The following is a 22449-nucleotide window of genomic DNA, read 5'->3' as shown; positions in this document are numbered from 1 at the left end:
AACCCGCTTGCCTGTCAGTCTGCCGCAAATATCCCGGGGGTGAATGGCGCAAAGCGCCAGAGGGGGCAGCGCCCCCTTTTTCTTTGCCGGCGAGGCTCCGCCGGGTGGCTTTCGGTGACGTATTTGTGTGCTTGCCGCGCCGCGCGCTTGCGCAATACTGACCGCAAGGATCGCGCCGCTTCGCCGGGGCGGATCGTGACAGGAGTCGCCAGTGCCCGCCTTTTCCGAGATTTCCGCCTTTCGCTTCGGCTATGGCCTGTCGCCCCATCAGGCCCCGTCAGACAGCCCGGACGCCGTGCTCGCGGCTTTGCGCGGCGAGGATCATCTCGCTGCGCGCTGGCCGGGGATGGGTCTGGCGCAAGCGCTCGAAATGCAGCGGGAATTTCTGCGCCTGAAGCGGGCCGAACGGGACGATCCCGATGCCGTAGGGCCTGCCTTCAAGCGTCACAAGCAAAGCCTTCACGAGGCGCTCATCGGCAGCCTGCAAATCACGCTTGCCCGCGGGGTCGAAGACCCGACGGGCCTGCGCGAGCGGCTCATGGGGTTCTGGAGCGACCATTTCACCATCCGCAGCCGCCGTCTGCTGGAGCAAAGCCTCGCCGTGAGCCATGCCGAAACAGCGCTCCGTCCGCATCTCACGGGCCGTTTTCCAGACATGCTGCGCGCGGCGGTAACGCATCCGATGATGCTGCACTATCTCGATCAGGTGAATTCCGTTGGGCCGAATTCCCGCCTCGCGCAAAAGAAACCGCAGCGCCAACTCGGGCTGAACGAGAACCTCGCGCGCGAGGTGATGGAGCTGCACACGCTCGGCGTCGGGGGCAGCTACACCCAAGATGACGTGCGCCAACTGGCGGAACTCTTCACCGGGATGCGCGCCAATGGCGAGGAGGGGTTCTTTTTCAACCCCGATCTCGCCGAGCCGGGGGCGGAGCAGGTTCTGGGCGTGCGTTACGGGGGCGACCCGGCGACGCTGGCACCGATCTTCGAGGCGCTCGACGCGTTGGCATTGCACCCCGATACGGCGCGGCACCTGTCCCATAAGCTGGCGGCCCATTTCATCGGCTCCGATCCTGCGCCCGATCTCGTGGCGGCGATGGCCGAGCGGTATCTGGCTCAAGACGGCGCCCTCTTGCCGGTCTATGAGGTCTTGCTCACCCATCCCGAGGCGCAATCCGATTTGGGTGCGAAACTGCGCCAGCCGCTCGAATTCATCGCGGCCTCACTGCGTGCGCTAGGCCTTACGGGGGCCGACGTGATGGCGCTCGATCCGGCGCAGATGCGGCGTCACGTCTATTGGCCGCTGCGCGTGATGGGGCAGCGCTGGCTCGGCGCGCCGGGGCCGGATGGCTGGCCCGAAGAGGCCGAGGCCTGGATCGCGCCGCAGCAATTGGCCGCCCGCATTCAATGGGCGCTGGCCGCCCCAAGGCAAATCCTGCCCAAGCTGCCCGACCCGCGCGATTTCGTCGAGCAGGCACTGGGCGCCCGTGCCTCCGAGGCGCTGCGTTTTGCCGTGCCCCGCGCCGAGGCGCGCCATGAGGCGATCGCGCTCGTGCTCGTCTCGCCAGAGTTCTCCCGGAGGTAACGGTATGATTTCCAGACGCATTTTCCTGCAAGGCTCGGCGATCCTCGGCTGTTCGGCGGCGGCGCATCCGCTCATGTCTTCGGTCACGCTGGCGGCTGCTCCGGGTGATCGGCGGTTGGTTGTCATCATCCTGCGGGGCGCGATGGACGGACTGGACATGGTCCAACCCTATGGCGACCCGAACCTGCGCGCCGCACGTCCAGGCTTTGCCATCGGGCCTGAGGCGGGGGCGCATGATCTGGACGGCTTCTTCGCGCTCAGCCCGCTTCTGAGCGATCTGATGCCGCTCTGGTCGGCGGGGGAGTTGGGCTTTGCGCAGGCCGTCTCCACGCCTTATCGGGACAAGCGCTCGCATTTCGACGGGCAGGATATGCTCGAAGCGGGGACCGGTCTCGATGTGCCGGGTGAGATGCGGCGCGATGGCTGGCTGAACCGGCTGCTGCAATCCATGCCGGGCGCGCGGGCCGAAACCGCGTTTTCCGTGGGCGAGCAGGAACTCCCGATCCTCGCGGGCGCGGCCCCCTCGATGTCATGGGCGCCCGAGGCGAGGCTTACGTTGTCCGGGCAGGGGCGGGCGCTGCTCGATCACGTCTATCACGACGATCCACTGTTCCGCGAAGCCGCGCTCGAGGCGATGCGGATCACCGACGCGGACGACCCGGCCATGGCTGTGCCAGAAGATGAGGGCGAGGCCGAGATAGAGCCGTCGATGATGTCCTCCGCACAGTCGCCCGCCCGTCAGGCGGCCACCCGCAGCATCGAGGCGCTGGCCGAATTCACCGCCGAGCGGCTGCGCGGCGAGACCCGAATCGCGGCCTTTTCGATCAACGGCTGGGACACGCATCGCGGGCAAGCCGGGCTGATCCGGGGACCGGCAGCCAGTCTCTCGGCGGCGATTCTGACGCTGCGCGCGCACTTGGGGGCAGTTTGGGGGGAGACGCTGGTGCTCGCGATGACCGAATTCGGGCGCACGCTGCGCGAGAACGGCACGCGCGGGACAGATCACGGGACGGGCGGTGCGATGGTGATGGCCGGGGGCGCGTTGCGCGGCGGGCGCGTCTATGGGCGCTGGCCGGGGCTGGCGGAGGCTGATCTTTATGACCGGCGCGATCTTATGCCCACGGCGGATATCCGGTCCTATGCGGGCTGGGCCTTGCGCGCGATGTTCGGCGCGGACCGGGCGCTGGTGGAGGAGTCGATCTTCCCGGGGCTCGATCTGGGCGCGGACCCGGGGTTCCTGCTTTAAGCGGAGAGCAGGTTGAGCGCCGTCGCGGTCAGCGAGGCGCCGAGCGCCAGCGCGCCAAGGCTGAACACGGCCCAATGCGTCGCGTTCACAAGGCGCTCATTCTCGATCATGCGGGTGATGCGGTGCTTCATCTTCTGTGTCTCTTGGCAGCTTTGACCTTGGTAGAATCGCTTCGAAATGCGGCAGGAATTGGATGGCTTTGGCGCGCTTTGGGGGCAATTGCGCCCCGGTCCGCCCTGCGCTAGCGTGGCGCGAAACAAGCCAGGTCGGTGATGAGTATGCGCAAATTCGGAGTGGAGCTGCCGGGCTGGACGCAGCCCGTGAGGCCGGAAATCGACAGCCTGTCCGGGCGTTACATGCGTTTGGAGCGGTTGAGTGAGGCCCATGCCCACGGGCTCTTTCGCGCAAACGCCACCGACGACGCAATCTGGGATTACCTGCCCTACGGCCCCTTCGTTTCCGAACCCGCCTATATCCGCTGGGTCAAGGACATGGCGGCGCTGAGCGATCCCTGTTTTTTCACGGTGATCGACCTTGAAACCGGTCGGCCGGGCGGTGTCATGGCGTTGATGCGGATCACACCCGAGGCTGGCTCTATCGAGCTTGGTCATATCTGCCTTTCGCCGGGATTGCAGGGGACGCGCGCGTCGAGTGAGGCGATGATGCGCCTGATCGGTTGGGCGTTCGAGGCGGGCTATCGTCGCTTCGAGTGGAAATGCGATGCGCTCAACCTGCCGTCCCGGCGCGCGGCCGAGCGTCTGGGCCTGAGCTTCGAGGGGGTTTTCCGGCAGGCCGCCGTCGTTAAGGGGCGCAACCGGGACACAGCCTGGTTTGCCGCGATCGATGCGGAGTGGCCGGGGCTTCAGGCTGCCTATGAGGCGTGGCTCGCGCCATCGAATTTCGACGCAGACGGGCGCCAGATCGAACGTCTGTCGGATCTTACGCGGCTTGTGCGGGCGCATTCCGATCCGCTTCTTGCAGAGCGGGCAGGCTAGCTCAGAACCGCGCCCCGGCTGCAATCCGGTCCTGCATTAGCGAAGACAGATGCGACACGGCCTCGGGCGAGGGGCCGCCATCGCGTCCGACAGCCTCTGCCGCGGTTTCCAGCGCCGGATCATGGGCGGAACGGGCCACGCCTGCCAGAAACTGCGCGACATAGCCGAACTGTGCCGGGCTGCTCGCATCCGAGAGCACCTCGGCCATGTGATGCAGGTCGTCCTGAAGCGCGATCGGATCGGGCGCGATCACCGCATCGCTGAGCGCATAAAGCCCTTGCGGGCGACGCTCATCGGGTAGCGCGGCAAGGATCGTCTGCTGAAACTGCGCGAGGCTTTCAAGCGGCTTCGGCATGAAGCCATCCGCCCCGGCTGCCAGCGCCTCTGCCTCCAGCCCGCTCTCGCCAGAGGTGCCCAGCACGACCGGCACCGGGGCCTGCATCGCCTTGATCTCCCGGATGAGATCGGCCCCCGACCCGTCGGGCAGCCCCATATCCACGATCACCACCCCAGGCCGATAGGTCGCCAGATGCCGATGCGCCGAGCGCAGGCAATCCGCCCGCCGAATGCGCGCCCCCGAGCGCAGGCACAAAAGCCGCATCGCTTCGGATGCGAAGCGGCTATCCTCCACCACCAGAACGGTGAGGCCGGTCAGCGGACGCGCGGCGCTGGCGGCGGGGTGAGAGAGCAGGGCATTCAGATCATCGGTCATGGCGGGACACCTTTCGCGGAAGAATCGGTCTTCCCGAGTTAAGCGCAGCCTTGCCTAACGAAGCGTTAATTGCCCTCACGCGGCAGTTTCACGCACTCCGCCGGGCCGGGAATGCGCCCAAGACTTGCATCAGCCGCGCCCCCCCCCTAAAGCCAAGAGGAACGAGTGAGAGGAGGCCCAACTCATGATCGGACGTTTGAACCATGTCGCCATTGCCGTTCCGGATCTGGACGCTGCATCGGCGCAATACCGCAATACCCTTGGCGCGAATGTCGGCGCGCCCCAGGATGAACCGGATCACGGTGTGACCGTCGTATTCATCGAACTGCCCAACACCAAGATCGAGCTGCTCTACCCGCTGGGCGAGAACTCCCCGATCGCGGGCTTCCTTGAAAAGAACCCCGCCGGCGGCATCCACCACATCTGCTACGAGGTCGATGACATCCTTGCCGCGCGTGACAAGCTCAAGGCCGAAGGCGCGCGCGTCCTCGGCACCGGCGAGCCGAAGATCGGCGCGCATGGCAAGCCCGTGCTGTTCCTGCATCCCAAGGACTTCAACGGCTGCCTCGTGGAGCTGGAGCAGGTCTGATGAACCTCACCGGCGGGATCGTCCTTTTTGCCGTGATCTGGTTCATGGTGTTTTTCCTCGTCCTGCCGCTGCGCCTGCGCACGCAGGGCGATGTCGGCGAGATCGTGCATGGCACGCCCGCCGGTGCTCCGCATGAGGCGCATCTGAAGAAGAAGGTGAAGATCACGACGGCAGTGTCGGTCGTGCTCTGGGCAATCATCGCCACGGTCATCCTGTCGGGCATGGTGACGCTGCACGATATCGACTGGTTCGGGCGACTGGATCGCTAAGCCCCGACCACCGAAAAGAAACGGCGCGCGAGGCCCCCTCGCGCGCCGTTTTCATTGGGTCAGCGCCGCCGCACGATCTGATGGTAGAGGTGGGTGAAACTCGCCGCGCCCAGTACCGGGACCACAAGGTTCACCACCGGCACCGCCAGCGGGATCGCCATCAGAACACCCGCTGTCACGATGGTCAGCTTGTGCCGCTCGAACAGCGCCTTGGCCTCGGGCGGGTTCATCCGGCGCAGTGCAACCATCTGGAAATATTCGCGCCCCAGCAGGTAGCCGTTGACCCCGGTAAAGATGAACGGCGCAAACGGCCAGAAGAGCGGGATCACCATGAGCGCCAGCGCGATCAGGTTCGCGCCCAGCACGACGCCGAAGAACTTGATCGATTCCGAGATTGTCTGCGACAGCGGCTTGTCGGTCAGCGCGGGCAGGTTGGGGTAGTGACGATCCTCGACGGCATCCGCCACCTCCTCGATGAACAGCCCGATAAAGGCCGACGCGACCGGCGCCATCAGGAACACCGAGAGCACCATCATCAGCAGAACCGAGCCCCAGCTTGCCAGATCCTCGACCCAGGTTACCGGGCCGATGAAGGGCAGGGTGAGCGTGTCCGGCACGAGGAAGCCCACGAGTTTCGCCACCACGATATAGGCCGCGATCAGCAGCGCCAGCGCGAGCCCGACGCCCTTGGCGAGCACCTTGATCGAATGCCCTTCGAACAGGTCGCCGATCGCGCGAAAGAACGCGGTAAAGATCATGCATCCACCCAATCGGTGATGGCATCAAGATCAGGGCGCGGGCGCTCGGGCGGGGCGATGCCCTCGGTGCCGATATGGACAAAGCCCGCAACCCATTCCCCCGGCCGAAGCCCAAGCGCTTCGCGCCCGAAACCCGCATCATGCGCGGCCCAGCCAGAGAGCCAGTTCGCGCCCCAACCGGATGCAAGCGCCGCATTCAGCAGCGACAGGCAAACAGCCCCCACAGAGAGCGTTTGTTCGATTTCTGGCACTTTCTCGGTCGAACGCGGCACGGAAACCACCGCAACGCAGAGGTGACTGTCGGAAAACTGCAAGCCCGCCTTGGTGACCAGATCGGGCGCGAGCCCTGCGGCCTCGGCCCCTGCCGTCGCCTGCGCCGCGAGACGTTCGAGCGCGGGGCGGCTCAGGACGATGAAGCGCCACGGTTCCAGCTTGCCATGATCGGGCGTGCGCGCAGCGGCCTGAAGAATCGGGCTAAGCTGATCGCGATCCGGCACCGGAAGTGTCAGCGTCTTGGCCGGGCGCGAGCGCCGGGTCAGCAGAAATTCCATCGCGGCGGGGTTGGGGAGGGCGGGATTGATCTGGCCCGGTTCGATGCTCATGCGCCTGTCCTGTGGTTGTTCTGCCTGACATATCGGTCAGCCGCGCCCCGACTTCAACCCGCGCGCCTTTTCAGCCCGCCCGCCGCGCGCTAGAAACTCCGGATGACCAGCCTTGCCCATCTTGCCCAGCCCGGCGCCGAGATCGCAATTCGCGTGACCCCCAAGGCCTCGCGCAATCGGATCACCGAGGCCGAGGACGGTTTGCGCGCCTATGTCACCGTGGTGCCCGAGGACGGCAAGGCCAATGCCGCCGTGCAAAAGCTGCTCGCCAAGGAATTGGGCGTGGCCAAGTCGCGGCTCACGCTGATCCGCGGGCAGACCTCTCGGGACAAGGTGTTTCGGATCGACCCCTAAAGGCTTACTCGTCGTCCTGCATCTCCGCCTCGCCCTGCTGGCGCAGGCGATAAACGCCCTCTGGCAGGTTGAGGGCGGCGGCCAGCTCACGCAACTGCGCGTGCGAGAAGGTGATGCGCTGGACGATGTCGTTTTCGTCGACCTGCTCCACCACGACACATTCCTCGAAAGACTCGATCTTGATGTCTTCCTGCAAATAGTCACGCGGATCATCCCCTTCATCGACGAGGGTGATCACGGTGGCGTCGAATTCGTGCTCGATGGTGAACATGGCCCCATGCTAGCGCGCCCCGCGCGGGCCGGAAAGGGCAAACATTTTGGTGAGGCCGCCCGGCGTGCCCTTTTCGCGTTCCGGGGCAGGCTTTAAACTGCGTCCTCAAAACACCGCGCCCAAGGAGGCAGGATGCTACAGGCAACAATTCCGATGCTGCGCGCGCCCAAAGGGCTGTTGGGGGCTGCGCTCCTGCTCGTGCTTCTTGCGGGCTGCGAGGCGCCCGTGATGCGCCCCGCGCCCATTGCACCGCAGGCCGAAGCCTCGGACGCTCTGCCGTCCCCCACCCAGCAAGCCGCGAATTTCGTGCGTGTCGCGGGCGCGATGGAACCGCAGATCGAGGCCGAGTGCCTTGCCCGGACCCGCGGGCGCAATTGCGATTATCAGATCGTTGTCGATGACCGTCCCGGCCAGCCTGCCAACGCCTTCCAGACCGAGGACCGCTCGGGGCGCCCCATCGTCGGCTTTACCCTCGCGCTCATCGCCGAGGCACGCAATGAGGATGAACTGGCCTTCGTGATGGGCCATGAGGCCGCGCATCACATCGCGGGCCATCTGCAAAGCAAGACGCAAGACGCCTACACGGGCGCTGCGATTCTGGGCGTTCTGGCGGCGGCTTACGGCGCCGATGCGCGCGGCATCTCCGAGGCGCAGAATATCGGTGCCGCCGTGGGCAGCCGCGCCTATTCCAAGGACTACGAGCTTGAGGCCGATCGCCTCGGCACGATCATCACCTGGAACGCGGGATTCGATCCGCTGCGCGGCGCCGAATTCTTCACCCGCATCCCCGATCCGGGGCAGACCTTCCTCGGCACCCACCCGGCCAATGGGTTGCGCATCGACGAGGTCCGCCGCACCGTTGCAGAACTGCGCGCGGGACGGCTCTGAGGGGGACACTCTTTTCATGGAACCGGCGCACGCCTTTGCGCGTTGACCTCGAAAGTGCGCTACGCGCGACGTGAACGAGGGCATGCGGGGGATGAACCTGTCCAAGGCGAAATGGCGGCTCGAACGGGCGCTGCGCAAGATTTGGGTGCCGGTCACGGCCTTCGGGATGCTCGGGCTGGCGACCGCGCTGGGCGCTTCTCTGTTCGGGCGATTTATCCCTGACGAGATCGGCTTTCGACTCGGTGCGGGATCGGTGGAGCAAATCCTCCAGATCATCGCGACGTCGATGCTCACGGTCACCACCTTCTCGCTCTCGATCATGGTCACCGCGTTCGGGGCGGCGCAATCGGGGGCCACGCCGCGCGCCATCGCACTGCTGCAATCCGATCCGACCACACAGCGCGTGCTCGCCACCTTCATCGGCGCTTTCGTCTATGCGCTCGTGGGTATCATCGCCATCGAGAGCGGCCTTTACGACGATTCCGAGCGGCTCATCCTCTTCGCGGTCACCATCGGGGTGATCGCGCTCATCGTCGCCATGCTCTTGCGCTGGATTCAGCACCTGACCGATTTCGGCCGTCTCGACGATACCATCGGGCGGGTGGAGCGCGCCGCGCGCGATGCCATTCTCGACCGCGCCGCCCGCCCGAGCCTCGGGGCCTATTCGGACTGCACGCCCCCCGAGGGGAGTTGGCCCATCGCGCCCGCCCGCACGGGCCATGTTCAGCACATCGACATGAACCGCTTGCAGGACTGTGCCGAGGCCGAGGATTGCCGCTTCTGGATCTTTGCCGAGCCGGGCGCCTTTGCCCATCCCGCGAGCGATCTGGTGCGCTGCGATGCGCTGCCAACGGATACCGAGGCCCGCGCGCGTATCACCGAGGCCGTGCGCGATGCGATCAGCATCGACCATGCCCGCGATTTCCACCAGGATCCGCGCTTCGGCCTCACGACCCTTGCCGAGATCGGCCAGCGCGCGCTCTCGCCGGGGGTGAACGATCCGGGCACGGCGATCGACATTCTCGGGCGGCTTGTGCGCGTCCTCGCCGAGTGGCGCCCGCAGGTCACAGTCCCCGCAGAGGAGCCGGACTATGACCGGCTGCATTTCGCGCCGCTTTCGGGCGATGCGCTGGTGGGGGCGGGCTTTGAGGGGATGGCGCGCGATGGGGCGGGGCAGATTGAGGTCGCCCGGCGCTTGCAGGACGCGCTTTGGGCGCTGGCGCGGATCGCGCCCGAGGCCTTTGCCGCGCGCGCGGCAGAGCTTGCCCAAGAGGCCGCGCAGATGAGCGCCGAGGCGCTCCCGCTCGAGTCTCAGCGCGCCGAGATCCGTGCCCTCGCCGCACGACACAGCGCCGGGTCACCCGCCCCCTGACAGATCGCAGCGCAACCGCGCGGCCTGCCTGTTTTGCGGGCGTCTGCCGCAGGCGCTCGGCGGAAATCTGCGCCAACGGGGCTGCGTCGCGGGGGCTTGATCTAAGTCATGGTGAGCCCGGGGCGTCGCAGGCAGCATCGGACGGGTCAAATGCAAGGAGCTGCCATGTTTGGAGCGAGAGCCCTGAACCGCCATGCCGCGCTCATGAACCGGATGGCCGAGACGCTTGGTGTCGATCTGACCGAGGCGATGCGCCGGGGACAGTTCTCCTCCGAAGGCTGGCGCGATGCGGTGGTCAGTTGCGCAAGCTGCGACGATCCCACCGCCTGCCTGCACTGGCTGGCCGATCACGCCGCCGATGATCCTGACGCGGCGCCGGAATGTGCCGCGCCCGACTACTGCAACAACCGCTTTCTGATGGCCTGCCTGAAGGAGGCGATGGACAGCCCGACCCTCGAAGAAGGAGCACAATGATGGGTGTGCAAGGGAATATAGATCTGCATTTCTGGCTGACACGCGGTCTTGCGCGGCGGCTGGGTGTCAATATCACCGAGTCCATTCATCACGGATTCCTGACGCAAGCTGATTTCGCGGACCTGATCACGCGGTGTCGGGGGTGCTCACGGGCGCAGGGCTGCATGGCCTTCCTGTCCGAGAATGACGGCCCTCTGGCGTCGGCGCCCGACTGGTGCCCGAACGCGCCGATCCTTGGCGAGCTGCGCGCGCTGCACTAGCCCAAGCAGCCCCGCCGGACCCGCCAAAGCCACGCATCCGTCGACGGCACTCATGCGGATACCTACCCGTCAGGGCGGCTTCTGTGTCGTAATTTCAGGAAGAAGTGGCAGCCCGTAGGGGAATCGAACCCCTCTTTCCAGGTTGAAAACCTGGCGTCCTAACCGATAGACGAACGGGCCACTCTGACGCTTGGGGCGTTGCCCCGTCGGCGTGGAGCGGTGTTTAGGCCAGAGCCGCGTGACTCGCAAGGGGGATTTTGCGTTTTTTCGCAACTTTGTTGAGCTTGCCCCCGTGTGCCCTTTGTTTGTAAGCGTTTTCAGTATCTTGCCGCATCCTCAAGACGTAGCTGCGCCTTGGATCGACCGCCCCAAGTGTTGATTTCCAGCCGCCCGGCAAGGTGAAAACGCCCCGCGCCGGGGGTCAGTAATGTATCGCCAAGCGCGGTGTCGAAGGCCCCGAATGCAATCGCATCGAGCCGCGCGCCCAGACCGTCGCCAAAGGTGAAACGCAGGTGGCTTTCGCCGATCCGGCGCGCGCCGCGAATCTCGACCTCGGGGAAGGCGAAGCGCGGGGCAGGGGCGCCTTGGCCGAAGGGTCCGGCCTTCTCGATTTCTTCGATCAACCGCAGGGTTGCCGCCCCCGGCATCAGAAGCGCATCGAGTCGCAGATCGCGCGGGCCGCCCTGACCGGCGCCCTGCTTCTCCAGCAGCTCCGCCAGCCGCGCCATCGCCGCGTCCAGCTTGTCTTCCTCGACGGTCAGCCCCGCCGCCATCTTGTGCCCGCCGCCCTTGAGAAGCAGCCCTTCCGCCGCCACCCGCTGCACCGCCGCGCCCAGATCGACCCCCGCGACCGAGCGGGCCGAGCCCTTGCCGATTCCGTCTTCCAGACCGATCACGACCGCGGGGCGGTTCGTCGCCTCTTTCAGCCGCGCCGCGACAATGCCCACCACGCCCGGATGCCAGCCCTTGCCCGCCGCCCAGACCAGCGGCCCGTCCAGCCCCCGCGCCTCGGCCTGCGCCAGTGCGGCCTCGCGCACGCGGTTCTCGATCTCGCGCCGCTCGGTGTTCAGCTCATCGAGCCGCGCGGCCAGCGCCTCGGCCTCGGCCGGGTCGGTCGTGGCCAGCAGCCGCGCCCCCAGATCGGCCGCCCCGATCCGCCCGCCCGCATTCACGCGCGGGCCCAGCAGGAAGCCCAGATGATAGGTGCTCGGCGCCTGATCCATCCGCGCCACATCGGCCAGAGCCACCAGACCGGGCCGCTCGCGCCGCGCCATGACCCGCAGCCCCTGCCGCACCAGCGCGCGGTTCACGCCCACCAGCGGCGCGACATCCGCGACGGTCGCCAGCGCCACCAGATCCAGAAGCGCCATCAACGGCGGTCCCGTAATCCCGTCGTCGCGCAGCTGCCGGTTCGCCTCCACCAGCATCAGGAACACCACCGAGGCCGCGCAGAGATGGCTCAGATCGCCGCTTTCATCCTGCCGGTTCGGGTTCACGCAGGCCAGACAGTCGGGCAGGGTCTCGCCGCCCAAATGGTGATCGAGGATCACCACATCCGCCCCCTTCGCCGCCGCCACCGGCTCATGGCTGAGCGTCCCGCAATCGACGCAGACGATCAGCGCATGATCGCGGGCCAACGCCTCCATCGCCGGGACGTTCGGGCCATAGCCCTCGTCGATCCGGTCGGGAATATAAAGCGTCGCGCCATGCCCCATCGCACGCAGCCAATGGATCAGCAGCGCCGCTGACGATCCCCCGTCCACATCGTAATCGGCAAAAATCGCGACCGGCTCGCGCGCCTTGACCGCGCGCAGGAACCGCGCCGCCGCCGCCTCCATGTCGCGCAGCGAACGCGGGTCTGGCAGCAATTCGCGCAAGGTCGGATCAAGGAACCCGGCCGCCTCCTCGGGTGCGACACCGCGCGCGACCAACACGCGGGCCAGCGCTTCGGGCAGGCCGGTTTCCTGCACCATCTGCTCCGACAAACGGTCGGATTCGGCGCTGGGGCCCACCCAACGCCGCCCGGTCAGCGATTGCTCAACACCAAGGAATGCGGTCATGGCTCTGTCTTAGGCAAAATCTGGCCGCGCGCAAAGGCCAAAGCCCGAAAAGAAGCGGGGGGCGCTTGGCCCCCCGTCAAGATCAGCGCGGATTGCGGTAGATCATGCGCCGGACCGATCCGGTCTTCGAGCGCATCAGGATCGTCTCGGTCTCGATATAGTTCGGCTCGCGCTTCACACCGCTCAGGATCGAGCCGTTGGTCACGCCGGTCGCAGCAAAGATCACGTCCGAGCGCACCATCTCGTCGCGCGAATAGATCTTGTCGAGATCAGTGATCCCGGCCTTGGCCGCGCGACCGCGCTCGTCATCGTTGCGGAACACAAGCTGGCCCCACATCTGACCGCCCATGCATTTAAGCGCCGAAGCCGCCAGAACGCCCTCGGGCGCGCCGCCTTGGCCCATATACATGTCGATCCCGGTGATTTCCGGCTCGGCACAGTGGATCACACCCGCAACGTCGCCATCGGTGATCAGGCGGATCGCGGCGCCCGTCTCGCGCACTTCGGCAATCATTGCCTCATGGCGCGGACGCTCGAGGATACACACGGTGATGTCGGAGGTCTTTACGCCCTGCGCCTTTGCCAGCGCCTCGACGCGCTCACGCGGCGACATCGAGAGCGACACCACATCCTTCGGGTAGCCCGGCCCAATCGCCAGCTTTTCCATATAGGTGTCGGGCGCATGCAGCATGGTGCCGCGCGGTGCCATCGCGATCACGGTCAGCGCGTTGGGCATGTCCTTCGCGGTCAGCGTGGTGCCTTCGAGCGGGTCGAGCGCGATATCCACTGCCGGGCCATTTCCGGTACCGACCTCTTCGCCGATATAGAGCATCGGCGCCTCGTCGCGCTCCCCCTCACCGATCACCACGGTGCCCGCGATGTCGAGCCGATTCAGCTGATCGCGCATCGCATTCACGGCGGCCTGATCCGCCGCCTTCTCGTCGCCGCGCCCGATCAGGCGGGCAGAGGCATGGGCGGCCGCTTCGGAAACGCGGGCAAGCCCGAGCGAGAGCATGCGATCGTTGAAATCGGAGGCAGAGGTCATGAGGTCGTTCCTATGTGCATAAGGACAAGGGGCCGATGCAGAAAACCCGCTCCGGCGCAGGGATACAAGGGTGAGAACGCTAACGGCCCGCGCAAAGTGCCAGCGGGCTGTTGGACAGTCTCACAATTCTTCGATGCGGATCGCGACCGGCTCGCCCTCGACCACGCGGGTCGCGGGGAAGCCCTCGATGGCCGCGTCAATCGCGTCGCGGGTGGTCTTGTGGGTGACGATCAGCACGGGCGCCGAGCTGTCGGCATGGCCATATTGGCGCATCCGGCTGATCGAAACGCCCGCATCGCCCAGCACCGAAGCCACTTTGGCAAGCGCCCCCGGCTTATCCATGAGTTGAATGCGCAGGTAATAGGGCGCCGGTGCCGAGGTCACGGCGGGTTGCGCCTCCTTGAGCGTATTGGCGGGCTGACCGAAGGTCGGCAGCCGCAGCCCGCGCGCAAGGTCCAGCACATCGCCCATCACGGCGCTCGCCGTCGGGCCTTCGCCCGCACCCGCGCCCCGCAGCACGATCTGCCCGACCGAGTCGCCCTCGAGCACGACCATGTTGGTCCCGCCCGTCAGCTGCCCCAGCGGCGAGGAGGCCGGCACAAGGCAGGGCGTCATCCGCTGCTCCAGCCCGCGCCCCGTCATCTGCGCCACGCCCAGCAGCTTGATCTTGTAACCCATGTCGCCCGCGCGACGGATATCGTCGATGGAAATCCGTCCGATGCCTTCCAGCACCACATCGTCAAAGGCAACCTTGGTTCCAAACGCGATGGCGGCGAGGATCGAGAGCTTGTGCCCCGCGTCGATGCCGCCCACGTCGAGATTGGGATCGGCCTCGAGATAGCCAAGCTGGCTCGCCTCTTCGAACACGGTGTCATAGGGCAGGCCCGCATCTTCCATCCGGGTCAGGATGTAGTTGCAGGTGCCGTTCATCACGCCCATCACCCGGCGCATCTGGTTGCCCGCAAGCCCCTCGGTCAGCGCCTTGATGACCGGGATACCGCCCGCAACGGCGGCCTCGAACCGGATCACGCGGCCAGCGGCCTCGGCGGTCTCGGCCAGCGCCTGACCGTGATGCGCGAGAAGCGCCTTGTTGGCCGTGACCACATCCTTGCCCGCCGCAAGCGCAGCCTCGGTCGCCGCCTTCGCCGCACCTTCATGACCGCCCATCAGTTCGACGAACACATCCACATCCTCGCGCGTGGCCAGTGCGACGGGATCGGTCTCCCACGCATAGCCCGACAAATCCGCATCGCGGTTCTTCGAACGGTCACGCGCGCTCACGGCGGTGATTTCGATGGGGCGACCCGTGCGTGCCGCCAACATCTCGGCATGGCGCTGCACGATCTTGACGACGCCAATCCCCACAGTGCCCAGTCCGGCAATACCAAGGCGAAGCGGAGCGCCGGAAGCGGTCGGGGCAGACATGGGAACCTCGTGTCCTGTTTGGTGTTCCCGACCTGTTACAGCCATTGCGCGGCGCTTGCAACGCGCGTCCCGCGCGGGCGCGTCAGGGACTGGTCGGGGCGGGCATCGTGCCGGGCGGAATCACCGGATCGCGCAACCGTTCCGCCCGCTCGCGCAAGGCCGCTGCCCGCGCATCCACCCCTGCCGCCGGATCGGCCTCGGTCCCGACCGCCTCGGGCGCGAGAAGCTGCGAGATCGGCACCAGTTTCGGATAGGCCTCATCCGTCCCGGCACCGCAGGCGGCCAGCGCCAAAAGCACAGCAAGGAACAGGGCAGGGCGCATCGCGGAACAATCCTTCGGCAAGACCGGGCCGAAAATAGCCGCGCACCCGCCCGAATGCCAGTGCCCTCAACCCCCTCGCTTCGCATTTGATATTGAACAAACGTTCAGATAACCTGCGCCCATGGCACGCAAAGCAGGCTCTCACTCCGAAATCACCGGCCCGAAAATCCGCGCTGAGGCCCAACGCCTCTTCGCGCGCCACGGCTTTGCGGCCGTCTCCATGCGCCAGATCGCGGCAGCGGTCGGCGTGCAGGCCGGCGCGCTCTACCTCTACACGCCCGACAAGGAAGCACTGCTCGTCGATCTCTTGAAAACCCATATGGACGAACTTATTGCGGCCTGGCGCGCGATCTCCAAATCGAACGATCCGACCGCCCGTCTCGAAGAGTTCGTCCGCTTCCACATCCGCTTCAACCTCGAACGCGCCGAAGCGGTGTTCCTCTCCTACATGGAGTTGCGCAACCTTAGCCCCGAGAACTTCGCCGTGATCGAGGACCTGCGCAAAACCTACGAGACCGAACTCGAAGCGATCCTGAAATCCGGCCAAGACGCGGGCGTCTTCCAACTGCCCGACAGCAAGCTCGCCACGATGGCGATCATCGCCATGCTGACCGGCGTCAATACATGGTTCCGTGAAGGCGGGCGCCTCTCGCGCGATAAGGTCGAAACGATCTACTGGGACATGGTCCGCAAAGCCGTCGGCGCCTGACCCCTCATTCTGCCTGAAATATCCCGGGGGTCCGGGGGCAGCGCCCCCGGCCTCGCCACTCAGTGCTGCGGCTTGATGAACGTCCCGTTGCGCAGCTCCATCATCGCGGTGCGCAACTCCTCTTGCGTGTTCATCACGATCGGCCCGTGCCACGCGACCGGCTCCTCGATCGGCGCACCCGAGATCAGCAGGAAGCGCACGCCTTCCTCGCCCGCCTGCACGGTGATCTCATCGCCCGTGCCAAAGCGCACCAACGTCCGATTGCCCGAGAGATCGCGAATATTGACCTCCTCGCCCATCACCTCTTTCTCCAGCAATACACCCTGCGGCGCTGCGGCATCGGTGAAGAAGGCCGAGCCTTGGAACACATAGGCAAAGGCCCGGCGATAGGTGTCGATGCGGATCGTCTTTTTCACGCCCGGCGGGATCGAGACGTCGAGATATTGCGGATCGGCGGCGATGCCGTCCACCGGCCCGCGCTTGCCCCAGAACTCGCCCACGATCACGCGCACCGTCGTGCCATCGTCATCGGTGATCTCGGGAATATCCTTGCCCTTCACATCCTGATAGCGCGGCGCGGTCATCTTCAGGCTCGACGGCAGGTTCGCCCAAAGCTGGAACCCGTGCATCTGGCCCTTCGCATTCCCGCGCGGCATCTCTTGGTGCAGGATGCCGGACCCCGCCGTCATCCACTGCACATCGCCCGCGCCGAGCGTGCCCGAGTTACCCAAACTGTCGCCATGGGTCACCTCGCCCGCCAGAACATAGGTGATCGTCTCGATGCCGCGATGGGGGTGCCACGGGAAGCCCGCCATGTAATCCGACGGGCGCTCGCCGCGGAAATCGTCGAACATCAGGAACGGGTCGCATTCGCTCGGATCGGTGAAGCCGAACGCGCGGTGCAGATGGACGCCTGCGCCCTCCATCGTCGGGCGGGCGCGGCGGGTTTCGAGGACGGGACGGATCGACATGGTGCGGATCTCCTTTGCTGCCTTCAAGCTAGGCGCGGCCCGGCCAAAAGCAATTGCGTGGCCGGGCAGGGGTGTCTGTGAGCCGGCGCACAGTCGCGGACATGCAAAAGGCGCGCGGTCCGCTGACCACGCGCCCTTGATGCGATCAAGCCCGGTGGGGCGGATTACTTGGTCGGGTCCCAGACCACCTTGGGTCCGCGCGGCCGTGTCACGACGAAGTTCGAGAACCGCACCGAATAGGCAAACCCGTTGCGGGTAAAGTTCTTGCCGTCCACCGCAAGCTCTTTCGTGCCAATCCCGAGCACCGGGTTATACCAATAGCTGCTCTCCAGAAGCACTGCCGTATCTCCCGCCGCCATCTTCGGAATGCGGTAGCCCTCCAGCTTGAGCGAGGCGTCGGTATGGGTCGAGATATCCGACAGCGTCGCATAGGACACCTCGTTGCCCGATCCATCCCGATCCACGGCGAAATCCTTGGTTTCGCCATCGCAGGGGCGCTTGTCGGTCTCGGTGGCCGGGCAATGGAACATCGTCACCCGGATCCATGTCTGCCGGTTGATCGTCGCATTGGTGATGAAGTCGAACACCTTCTGCATCCCGCCGACATAGGTCGGCCCGACATTGAGCTTCTCGCGCGAGAGCATGTCAGCAACCGTATAGCTCGCCCGCGTCGCCACTGCGCGCATCCGGAAGGCGTCATAGAACTGGAACGCCACCGCATACCATGTCAGCAGCATCAGCGCGCCCAACAGCCCCTCGATCGGGATCGAACCACGCTCATCGGTGCGAAAGCGGGACAGAACTCGAAGCTTCGTCAAAGCGGCCATGGCTCAAGTCCCTCCGAGACGCGGTTCGTTCACGAAGGCGGTCGTCGTGATCAGCGCGGTTTTGCCGCTCGCATCCTTGGCCAGCGCCAGCGCCAGCGGGTTGAGCGACATCATCGGCTCCACCTTGAGACAGGCGCGCATCAGCATGAGCTGATCCGAATTCCCGCTCTCGATGGTCGGATCGTTCACACCTTCTTCGATCCCATCCGCACACAGCGCCCGCGTCCCGGCCTTGGTCGAGGTCCATGTGTTCCGGTTGACCGAATAGACCTCCACCGCAAGATCATCCATGCAGTTCGACACGATCGCCACATTGTTGCAGATCGAGCGCTTCAGCTCTTCGTGATCGGGCATTGCGTCCAGCCCGAGCCGCATCACGCGGGTCGTCATCTCGACGCCGCGATCAAGCATCGTCTGCTTGAAGATCAGCACGCAGATCTCGACCGAGGCCGCCATGATCATGATGAAGAACGGCAGGAACAGCACGGCGGCGATGGTCGAGGCGCCGTCTTCACGCCGCTTGAACCGCCGCAAGAGCCCGCTGCGGCGTGGCCGCATCGGGTCTTGGCGGAAGGGGCTGGCATTGGAACGCATCATATCACTCTGCTCGCTTTTCTCGTGCATCCGGTCAGTTCGTCAGACGCAGCGCGTTGATGGCCGAGGCGATCTGCGCAAAGGCATTGGTCAGGTCGCTCGATGACACGTCATGCGCATAGGCCTCGCCGCTGGAGCAGTCCTCAAGCACGCTGGACCCTTCGGGCGGCGCATCCACCGCAACGGTGAAGATCACCACCTTGCGCGTGTCGTCTTTGGCCAATTCGCAAATCTTGTTCAGGTTCGTGTCCTTCTCGCCGAACTCGCTCTGGATGGCGTATTTGTCGAACACGTCCTCCTCATTCACCCAGCTCAGCTGACGCTCTGCGGGATACATGAAGTTCGAGGTCACCCAGTTGAGCGTGTAGCCCTTGCTCCAGATCGTATCCCAGGTGAAGCGACGCAGCGTGCCGTAAATCTCGTTCGATTTATACCAATTGCCGTCATAGAACCGGTAATAGGGGCGCGAGCGGCCGGGCGCGTAGTAATAGAGATAGCGATACGAACTGTCCCAACCGCCATAGTAGCTTCTGCTCGGCAGGTAAGAGTTGGTGTAGGTCGAGAACAGCGGAGAGTTGCCGCTGCGGTATTCGGACTTGGTCGAATAGCTCCGGGTGTTCATCCCGTCCGTCATCAGAACCATGACCTTCATCGCGCGTTGTTCCGCGGGCAGGCCGGCTTGATTGTAATCGAGCGGGCGCCCCAGCAACGAGGCATCCACCAGCGTCGCATCCTTGAGCGCTTCGAGCGCGGGCTGCGCCGATGGGTCAAGCAGCGCGAGGCCCCAGCGTGCGCCAATATCAATCGCCGTATCGCCCGAGGCCTGCAACGATTTGATCTTGGTCGTCAGTTTGCCCTCATCGTTGCCCCAGGCCATGATATCGGCATAGCTATAGCCCGCGCAGCTTTTGATATTCGTGTATTGCGGCGTGTTCCAATACCCCTGCCCAAGCTCATCCTGGCCAGAATAGTTGAAGCTGTCGCCATACATTGTGCGCTGGAGACCGGCCGAAGGTGTGATCGAAAGCGCGCTAAAGCCCAGCGTCTGCACGTCGCCACAGGTGTTCTGGGTGTGATCCGTCGAAAGCTTGTAGACGCTGGCCAGCTTGGTGCCGAGTTGCACCTGCTGATTATAGGGCACGATGGAGATCGACAGGCGACCGGGCGGCGCGCCGGGCGGCTGCACCTGATCGAACATGCGTTCGACGAAATATTCCGCCGCGTCATGGAGCTTGTCCATCCGCGTGCCGGTTCCGACCGGGTCGTTCATCGAACCCGAAATATCGAGCACCAGCGAGATTTCCACGCCACCGATCGATTCCTCGGCCTTGGCGACACCGTTCGAGGTCAACGAATTGACCCCGACCAGCGGGCCGAAGATCGTCGGCATTTCGTCCTTCAGCTCGATGCTGATCCGGCGATATTCGTCATACTCACCCTGTTCGACCTTCGGGTCGACATCCAGATAGCCCAGCCCCGCCTTGTCGAGATAGTCGAGCACCACCTCTTTCGGGTCCAGAAGCTGCCCAAGGTCGGCTGCGGCCAGCGCGGCACGGTCGATCGTCGCCTGAATCAGCGTCCGGCGTTCTTCTTGCCGGACGAAGTCGATGGCGATCCCGGTGCAGATCAGCATGATGATCAGGATCTGCAACGACAAGATGATCAGCGCACCGTCTTCGTCTCGCGCGAACCGACGCGCAAAGCGCGACGGCAGGGCACGCCCGAGCAGCTTGGTAAACCGGTTATCAATCGTCATATCGCTTCTCCTGCCAGCCATGCCCGCCGAATCCGGCGGTGGCCGCATTAGGGAATGAGGTCCTATACTAATGATACAGACCTGCGGCAAAATAATGGCAAAGCGCAGGCAAATGCGCCCAATTGTATCTTTTGCCTCAACGATTTGGGCGCTGGCGGCGGCATCGTTCGCGCTCTGGGGTCAGTAAACTCAGGGCGGCCCGGAAAATCCTGCGCACTCCGCCACTTGCGCGATTAACCTTAGAATCAGTTCCGCGACTCGGTTGGCGCGCCGCCCGGGTCTGACGCCGCCGCCCCTCGACTCCGCCCGATGAAAACCCAATATAGGGACCATGAGCCTGCCGCCCGGATTCCTCGATGAACTGCGCACCCGCACCTCGATCGCTCAGGTGGTCGGGCGCAAGGTCATTTGGGACATGCGCAAGTCCAATCAGGCCAAAGGCGACATGTGGGCACCATGCCCCTTCCATCAGGAAAAATCCGCCTCTTTCCACGTCGATGACCGCAAGGGCTATTACTATTGCTTCGGCTGTCACGCGAAGGGCGACGCGCTGAGTTTCGTGCGCGAGACCGAGAATGTCGGCTTCATGGAGGCGGTCGAGATTCTCGCCCGCGAGGCCGGGATACCGATGCCCGCGCGTGACCCCAAAGCGGCCGAGCGCGCGGATCGGCGCACCGAACTCGCCGCCGTGATGGAAGAGGCGCTGAAATTCTTCCGCCTGCAACTTTCGACCCAAGGGGGGGCCGCCGCGCGCGACTATCTCGCCCGCCGCCGCCTCGGCCCGGACGCGCTTGCCCGCTTCGAGATCGGCTTCGCGCCGCCCGGCTGGCAGAACCTCCATGACGCGCTGCGCGCCAAGGGCATCTCCGACGAGCTGATCCTCGCCGCGGGCCTCGCCAAGCAGGGCCAGACCGGCAAGCCGCCCTATGACGTGTTCCGCAACCGGATCATGTTCCCGATCCGCGACCCGCGCGGGCGCTGCATCGCCTTTGGCGGGCGGGCGATGGACCCGGACGATCCGGCGAAATATCTCAACTCGCCCGAGACCGAACTCTTCGACAAGGGCCGCACGCTCTACAATCACGGCCCCGCACGCGAGGCTTGCGGCAAGGGCGCGCAACTCATTGTCGCCGAAGGCTATATGGATGTGATCGCGCTGGCCGAGGCGGGGTTTGGCGGCGCCGTCGCGCCCCTTGGCACCGCCGTCACCGAAGATCAGCTCCACCTGCTCTGGCGCATCCATGACGAGCCGCTGGTGGCGCTCGACGGCGACGCGGCGGGGCAAAAGGCGGCGCTGCGCGTCGTCGATCTGTCCCTGCCGCTTCTGGTCGCGGGCAAGAGCCTGCGTATTGCGATGATGCCGCCGGGGCTCGACCCGGACGATCTCATCAAGGCGCAAGGGCGCGACGCCATGCAAAAGGTGCTCGATAGCGCCCGCCCGATGGTCGACCTGCTGTGGGCGCGGGAAACCGAAGGCCGCGTCTTCGACAGTCCCGAGCGGCGCGCCGCCCTCGACAAGACCCTGCGCGCCGCCCTTCAGCGCATCACCGACCTCTCGATCCGCGCCCATTACGGCGAGGAAATCAAGCGCCTGCGCTGGGAACTCTTCGGCACGGGGCGCGGCGGCCCGCGCAAGGAGGCCGGTCCCAACCCCGCCTCTCCGCGCGGGCGCGGTGTGCGTTTTGGCTCGGGTCCGGGCGGGCGCAACTGGGGGCCGGTGCTGCCGCTCCCCGTCACCAAATCATCGCTCCTCGCGGCGGGGCAGGGCGAGGATCTGGCCGAGCATCTGCGCGAGGCGATGGCGCTGGGCATCTGCGTGGCGCATCCCGCCCTGATCCCCGAATTCGAGAGCCAGCTCGACACCGTGCCGCTGGCCGATCCGGCCCATGACCGGCTCCGCCATGCGATGCTGCGCCACGCCCATGAACCGCCCGAAACGATCCCTGAACGACTCCTTGCCGATGCGCGCGATGACCTTGAAAAGCTGATGAACCAGCCCCATCTGCGCTCTGCCCCCCCGGTGCTCAAGCGCGACGATGTCGAACTGGCGCGGATGTGCCTGGCTGAGGAATTCGCCAAACTGGCCGCCGCCCGCGCGATGCGCGCAGAGATCGAAGACGCGATGGAGGATCTGGAGGGGCTGGCTGATGAGGGCGTCACATGGCGGCTCAGTCAGGCCGCGACCGCACGCCACCGGGCCGAACGCTCGAAGCTCGACGACAATAACGACATGGGCGAGGATCGCGCCGCGCTTTCCGCCCAGTTGCAGGCCATGATCGACGCAGAGATCTGGCGCAAGAAATGACCCGCGCGGGGGGCAGGACCCTCGCGCCGGACGCACCGCCGTCACCCGTGCGGCACAGGG

Annotated in this window: 25 protein-coding genes and 1 tRNA gene; 12 read left to right on the top strand and 14 right to left on the bottom strand. The window is 65.4% G+C overall.

What is annotated here, in order from left to right:
• Positions 1 to 211: 211 nt before the first annotated feature.
• Together P0X85_RS00520 and P0X85_RS00515 are read left to right on the top strand one after the other, a co-directional pair.
• Positions 212 to 1585, top strand: coding sequence for a DUF1800 domain-containing protein (locus P0X85_RS00520; protein ID WP_275806836.1), 1374 nt, complete (start codon positions 212 to 214; stop codon positions 1583 to 1585).
• Between the two features lie 4 nt (positions 1586 to 1589).
• A complete protein-coding gene (locus tag P0X85_RS00515; RefSeq protein ID WP_275806833.1) occupies positions 1590 to 2831 on the top strand; it encodes a DUF1501 domain-containing protein in 1242 nt (413 codons plus the stop codon).
• Here P0X85_RS00515 and P0X85_RS00510 read toward each other — a convergent pair.
• A complete protein-coding gene (locus P0X85_RS00510; RefSeq protein ID WP_275806830.1) occupies positions 2828 to 2962 on the bottom strand; it encodes a hypothetical protein in 135 nt (44 codons plus the stop codon). The two genes, P0X85_RS00515 and P0X85_RS00510, sit on opposite strands and share 4 nt — an antisense overlap.
• Positions 2963 to 3109: 147 nt before the next feature.
• On the opposite strand from P0X85_RS00510, the gene P0X85_RS00505 reads away from it, so the two are divergent.
• Complete coding sequence (locus tag P0X85_RS00505) at positions 3110 to 3826, top strand: GNAT family N-acetyltransferase (protein WP_275806827.1); 717 nt, start codon at positions 3110 to 3112, stop codon at positions 3824 to 3826.
• A 1-nt stretch (position 3827) separates the two neighbouring features.
• On the opposite strand, the gene P0X85_RS00500 is transcribed toward P0X85_RS00505, so the two are convergent.
• Positions 3828 to 4538 (bottom strand): response regulator, encoded by a 711-nt coding sequence (locus P0X85_RS00500; RefSeq protein WP_275806824.1) that lies wholly within the window; start codon positions 4536 to 4538, stop codon positions 3828 to 3830.
• A 184-nt stretch (positions 4539 to 4722) separates the two neighbouring features.
• Here P0X85_RS00500 and mce point away from each other — a divergent pair, with 184 nt between their 5' ends.
• Positions 4723 to 5127 (top strand): methylmalonyl-CoA epimerase, encoded by a 405-nt coding sequence (mce, locus tag P0X85_RS00495; protein ID WP_275806821.1) that lies wholly within the window; start codon positions 4723 to 4725, stop codon positions 5125 to 5127.
• Positions 5127 to 5396: a DUF1467 family protein gene (locus P0X85_RS00490; RefSeq protein WP_275806818.1), complete on the top strand. Its 270-nt coding sequence runs from the start codon at positions 5127 to 5129 to the stop codon at positions 5394 to 5396. The genes mce and P0X85_RS00490 overlap by 1 nt, the downstream gene beginning before the upstream one ends.
• Positions 5397 to 5455: 59 nt before the next feature.
• Here the strand turns inward: P0X85_RS00490 and P0X85_RS00485 are convergent, their stop codons facing one another.
• Positions 5456 to 6154 carry an EI24 domain-containing protein gene (locus tag P0X85_RS00485; protein ID WP_275806813.1) on the bottom strand — a complete coding sequence of 233 codons (699 nt, stop codon included), beginning with the start codon at positions 6152 to 6154 and terminating at the stop codon, positions 5456 to 5458.
• Positions 6151 to 6756 (bottom strand): nitroreductase family protein, encoded by a 606-nt coding sequence (locus P0X85_RS00480; protein ID WP_275806811.1) that lies wholly within the window; start codon positions 6754 to 6756, stop codon positions 6151 to 6153. Before P0X85_RS00480 ends, P0X85_RS00485 begins: the two co-directional genes overlap by 4 nt.
• A 102-nt stretch (positions 6757 to 6858) precedes the next feature.
• Here P0X85_RS00480 and P0X85_RS00475 point away from each other — a divergent pair, with 102 nt between their 5' ends.
• Positions 6859 to 7110 carry a DUF167 domain-containing protein gene (locus P0X85_RS00475; protein WP_275806808.1) on the top strand — a complete coding sequence of 84 codons (252 nt, stop codon included), beginning with the start codon at positions 6859 to 6861 and terminating at the stop codon, positions 7108 to 7110.
• Between the two features lie 4 nt (positions 7111 to 7114).
• Here the strand turns inward: P0X85_RS00475 and P0X85_RS00470 are convergent, their stop codons facing one another.
• Positions 7115 to 7381 carry a hypothetical protein gene (locus tag P0X85_RS00470; RefSeq protein ID WP_275806805.1) on the bottom strand — a complete coding sequence of 89 codons (267 nt, stop codon included), beginning with the start codon at positions 7379 to 7381 and terminating at the stop codon, positions 7115 to 7117.
• Positions 7382 to 7513: 132 nt separating this feature from the next.
• Between P0X85_RS00470 and P0X85_RS00465 the strand changes: the two genes are divergently transcribed.
• From P0X85_RS00465 to P0X85_RS00450, 4 genes are all read left to right on the top strand, one after another.
• Positions 7514 to 8269 carry a M48 family metallopeptidase gene (locus tag P0X85_RS00465; protein ID WP_275806802.1) on the top strand — a complete coding sequence of 252 codons (756 nt, stop codon included), beginning with the start codon at positions 7514 to 7516 and terminating at the stop codon, positions 8267 to 8269.
• A gap of 82 nt (positions 8270 to 8351) precedes the next feature.
• On the top strand, positions 8352 to 9641 hold the full coding sequence (locus tag P0X85_RS00460) for a DUF2254 domain-containing protein (protein ID WP_275806799.1): 1290 nt from the start codon (positions 8352 to 8354) through the stop codon (positions 9639 to 9641).
• A 165-nt stretch (positions 9642 to 9806) separates the two neighbouring features.
• The gene (locus P0X85_RS00455) at positions 9807 to 10115 is read left to right on the top strand and encodes a DUF6455 family protein (protein WP_275806795.1); all 309 of its coding nucleotides are present in this window, start codon (positions 9807 to 9809) and stop codon (positions 10113 to 10115) included.
• Positions 10115 to 10375: a DUF6455 family protein gene (locus tag P0X85_RS00450; protein ID WP_275806792.1), complete on the top strand. Its 261-nt coding sequence runs from the start codon at positions 10115 to 10117 to the stop codon at positions 10373 to 10375. The genes P0X85_RS00455 and P0X85_RS00450 overlap by 1 nt, the downstream gene beginning before the upstream one ends.
• 105 nt (positions 10376 to 10480) lie before the next feature.
• Here the strand turns inward: P0X85_RS00450 and P0X85_RS00445 are convergent.
• From P0X85_RS00445 to P0X85_RS00425, 5 genes are all read right to left on the bottom strand, one after another.
• Positions 10481 to 10555: transfer RNA gene (locus tag P0X85_RS00445), tRNA-Glu, on the bottom strand.
• Positions 10556 to 10692: 137 nt separating this feature from the next.
• Positions 10693 to 12435: a single-stranded-DNA-specific exonuclease RecJ gene (gene recJ / locus P0X85_RS00440; RefSeq protein WP_275806790.1), complete on the bottom strand. Its 1743-nt coding sequence runs from the start codon at positions 12433 to 12435 to the stop codon at positions 10693 to 10695.
• A gap of 82 nt (positions 12436 to 12517) precedes the next feature.
• Positions 12518 to 13480 carry a class II fructose-bisphosphatase gene (gene glpX / locus P0X85_RS00435; RefSeq protein WP_275806787.1) on the bottom strand — a complete coding sequence of 321 codons (963 nt, stop codon included), beginning with the start codon at positions 13478 to 13480 and terminating at the stop codon, positions 12518 to 12520.
• Between the two features lie 120 nt (positions 13481 to 13600).
• Positions 13601 to 14905 carry a homoserine dehydrogenase gene (locus P0X85_RS00430; RefSeq protein ID WP_275806784.1) on the bottom strand — a complete coding sequence of 435 codons (1305 nt, stop codon included), beginning with the start codon at positions 14903 to 14905 and terminating at the stop codon, positions 13601 to 13603.
• An 82-nt stretch (positions 14906 to 14987) separates the two neighbouring features.
• On the bottom strand, positions 14988 to 15227 hold the full coding sequence (locus P0X85_RS00425; protein WP_275806781.1) for a hypothetical protein: 240 nt from the start codon (positions 15225 to 15227) through the stop codon (positions 14988 to 14990).
• A gap of 121 nt (positions 15228 to 15348) precedes the next feature.
• Between P0X85_RS00425 and P0X85_RS00420 the strand changes: the two genes are divergently transcribed.
• Entirely contained in the window at positions 15349 to 15936 is a 588-nt protein-coding gene (locus P0X85_RS00420) for a TetR-type transcription factor C-terminal domain-containing protein (RefSeq protein ID WP_275806778.1), read from the top strand.
• A 59-nt stretch (positions 15937 to 15995) separates the two neighbouring features.
• On the opposite strand, the gene P0X85_RS00415 is transcribed toward P0X85_RS00420, so the two are convergent.
• From P0X85_RS00415 to P0X85_RS00400, 4 genes are all read right to left on the bottom strand, one after another.
• Positions 15996 to 16907: a pirin family protein gene (locus tag P0X85_RS00415; protein ID WP_275806775.1), complete on the bottom strand. Its 912-nt coding sequence runs from the start codon at positions 16905 to 16907 to the stop codon at positions 15996 to 15998.
• Between the two features lie 164 nt (positions 16908 to 17071).
• On the bottom strand, positions 17072 to 17734 hold the full coding sequence (locus P0X85_RS00410) for a TadE/TadG family type IV pilus assembly protein (protein ID WP_275806772.1): 663 nt from the start codon (positions 17732 to 17734) through the stop codon (positions 17072 to 17074).
• A gap of 3 nt (positions 17735 to 17737) precedes the next feature.
• Positions 17738 to 18331: a TadE/TadG family type IV pilus assembly protein gene (locus P0X85_RS00405; RefSeq protein ID WP_275806768.1), complete on the bottom strand. Its 594-nt coding sequence runs from the start codon at positions 18329 to 18331 to the stop codon at positions 17738 to 17740.
• Between the two features lie 31 nt (positions 18332 to 18362).
• Positions 18363 to 20084 (bottom strand): vWA domain-containing protein, encoded by a 1722-nt coding sequence (locus P0X85_RS00400; RefSeq protein ID WP_275806765.1) that lies wholly within the window; start codon positions 20082 to 20084, stop codon positions 18363 to 18365.
• A gap of 331 nt (positions 20085 to 20415) precedes the next feature.
• On the opposite strand from P0X85_RS00400, the gene dnaG reads away from it, so the two are divergent.
• Positions 20416 to 22389 (top strand): DNA primase, encoded by a 1974-nt coding sequence (gene dnaG / locus P0X85_RS00395; RefSeq protein ID WP_275806762.1) that lies wholly within the window; start codon positions 20416 to 20418, stop codon positions 22387 to 22389.
• Positions 22390 to 22449 lie beyond the last annotated feature (60 nt).

It is taken from the genome of Pseudothioclava nitratireducens (assembly GCF_029210495.1).
Classification (GTDB): domain Bacteria; phylum Pseudomonadota; class Alphaproteobacteria; order Rhodobacterales; family Rhodobacteraceae; genus Pseudothioclava; species Pseudothioclava nitratireducens.
The sequence above is the reverse complement of the archived record's forward strand: the minus strand, read 5'-3'. Positions and strand labels throughout refer to the sequence as shown.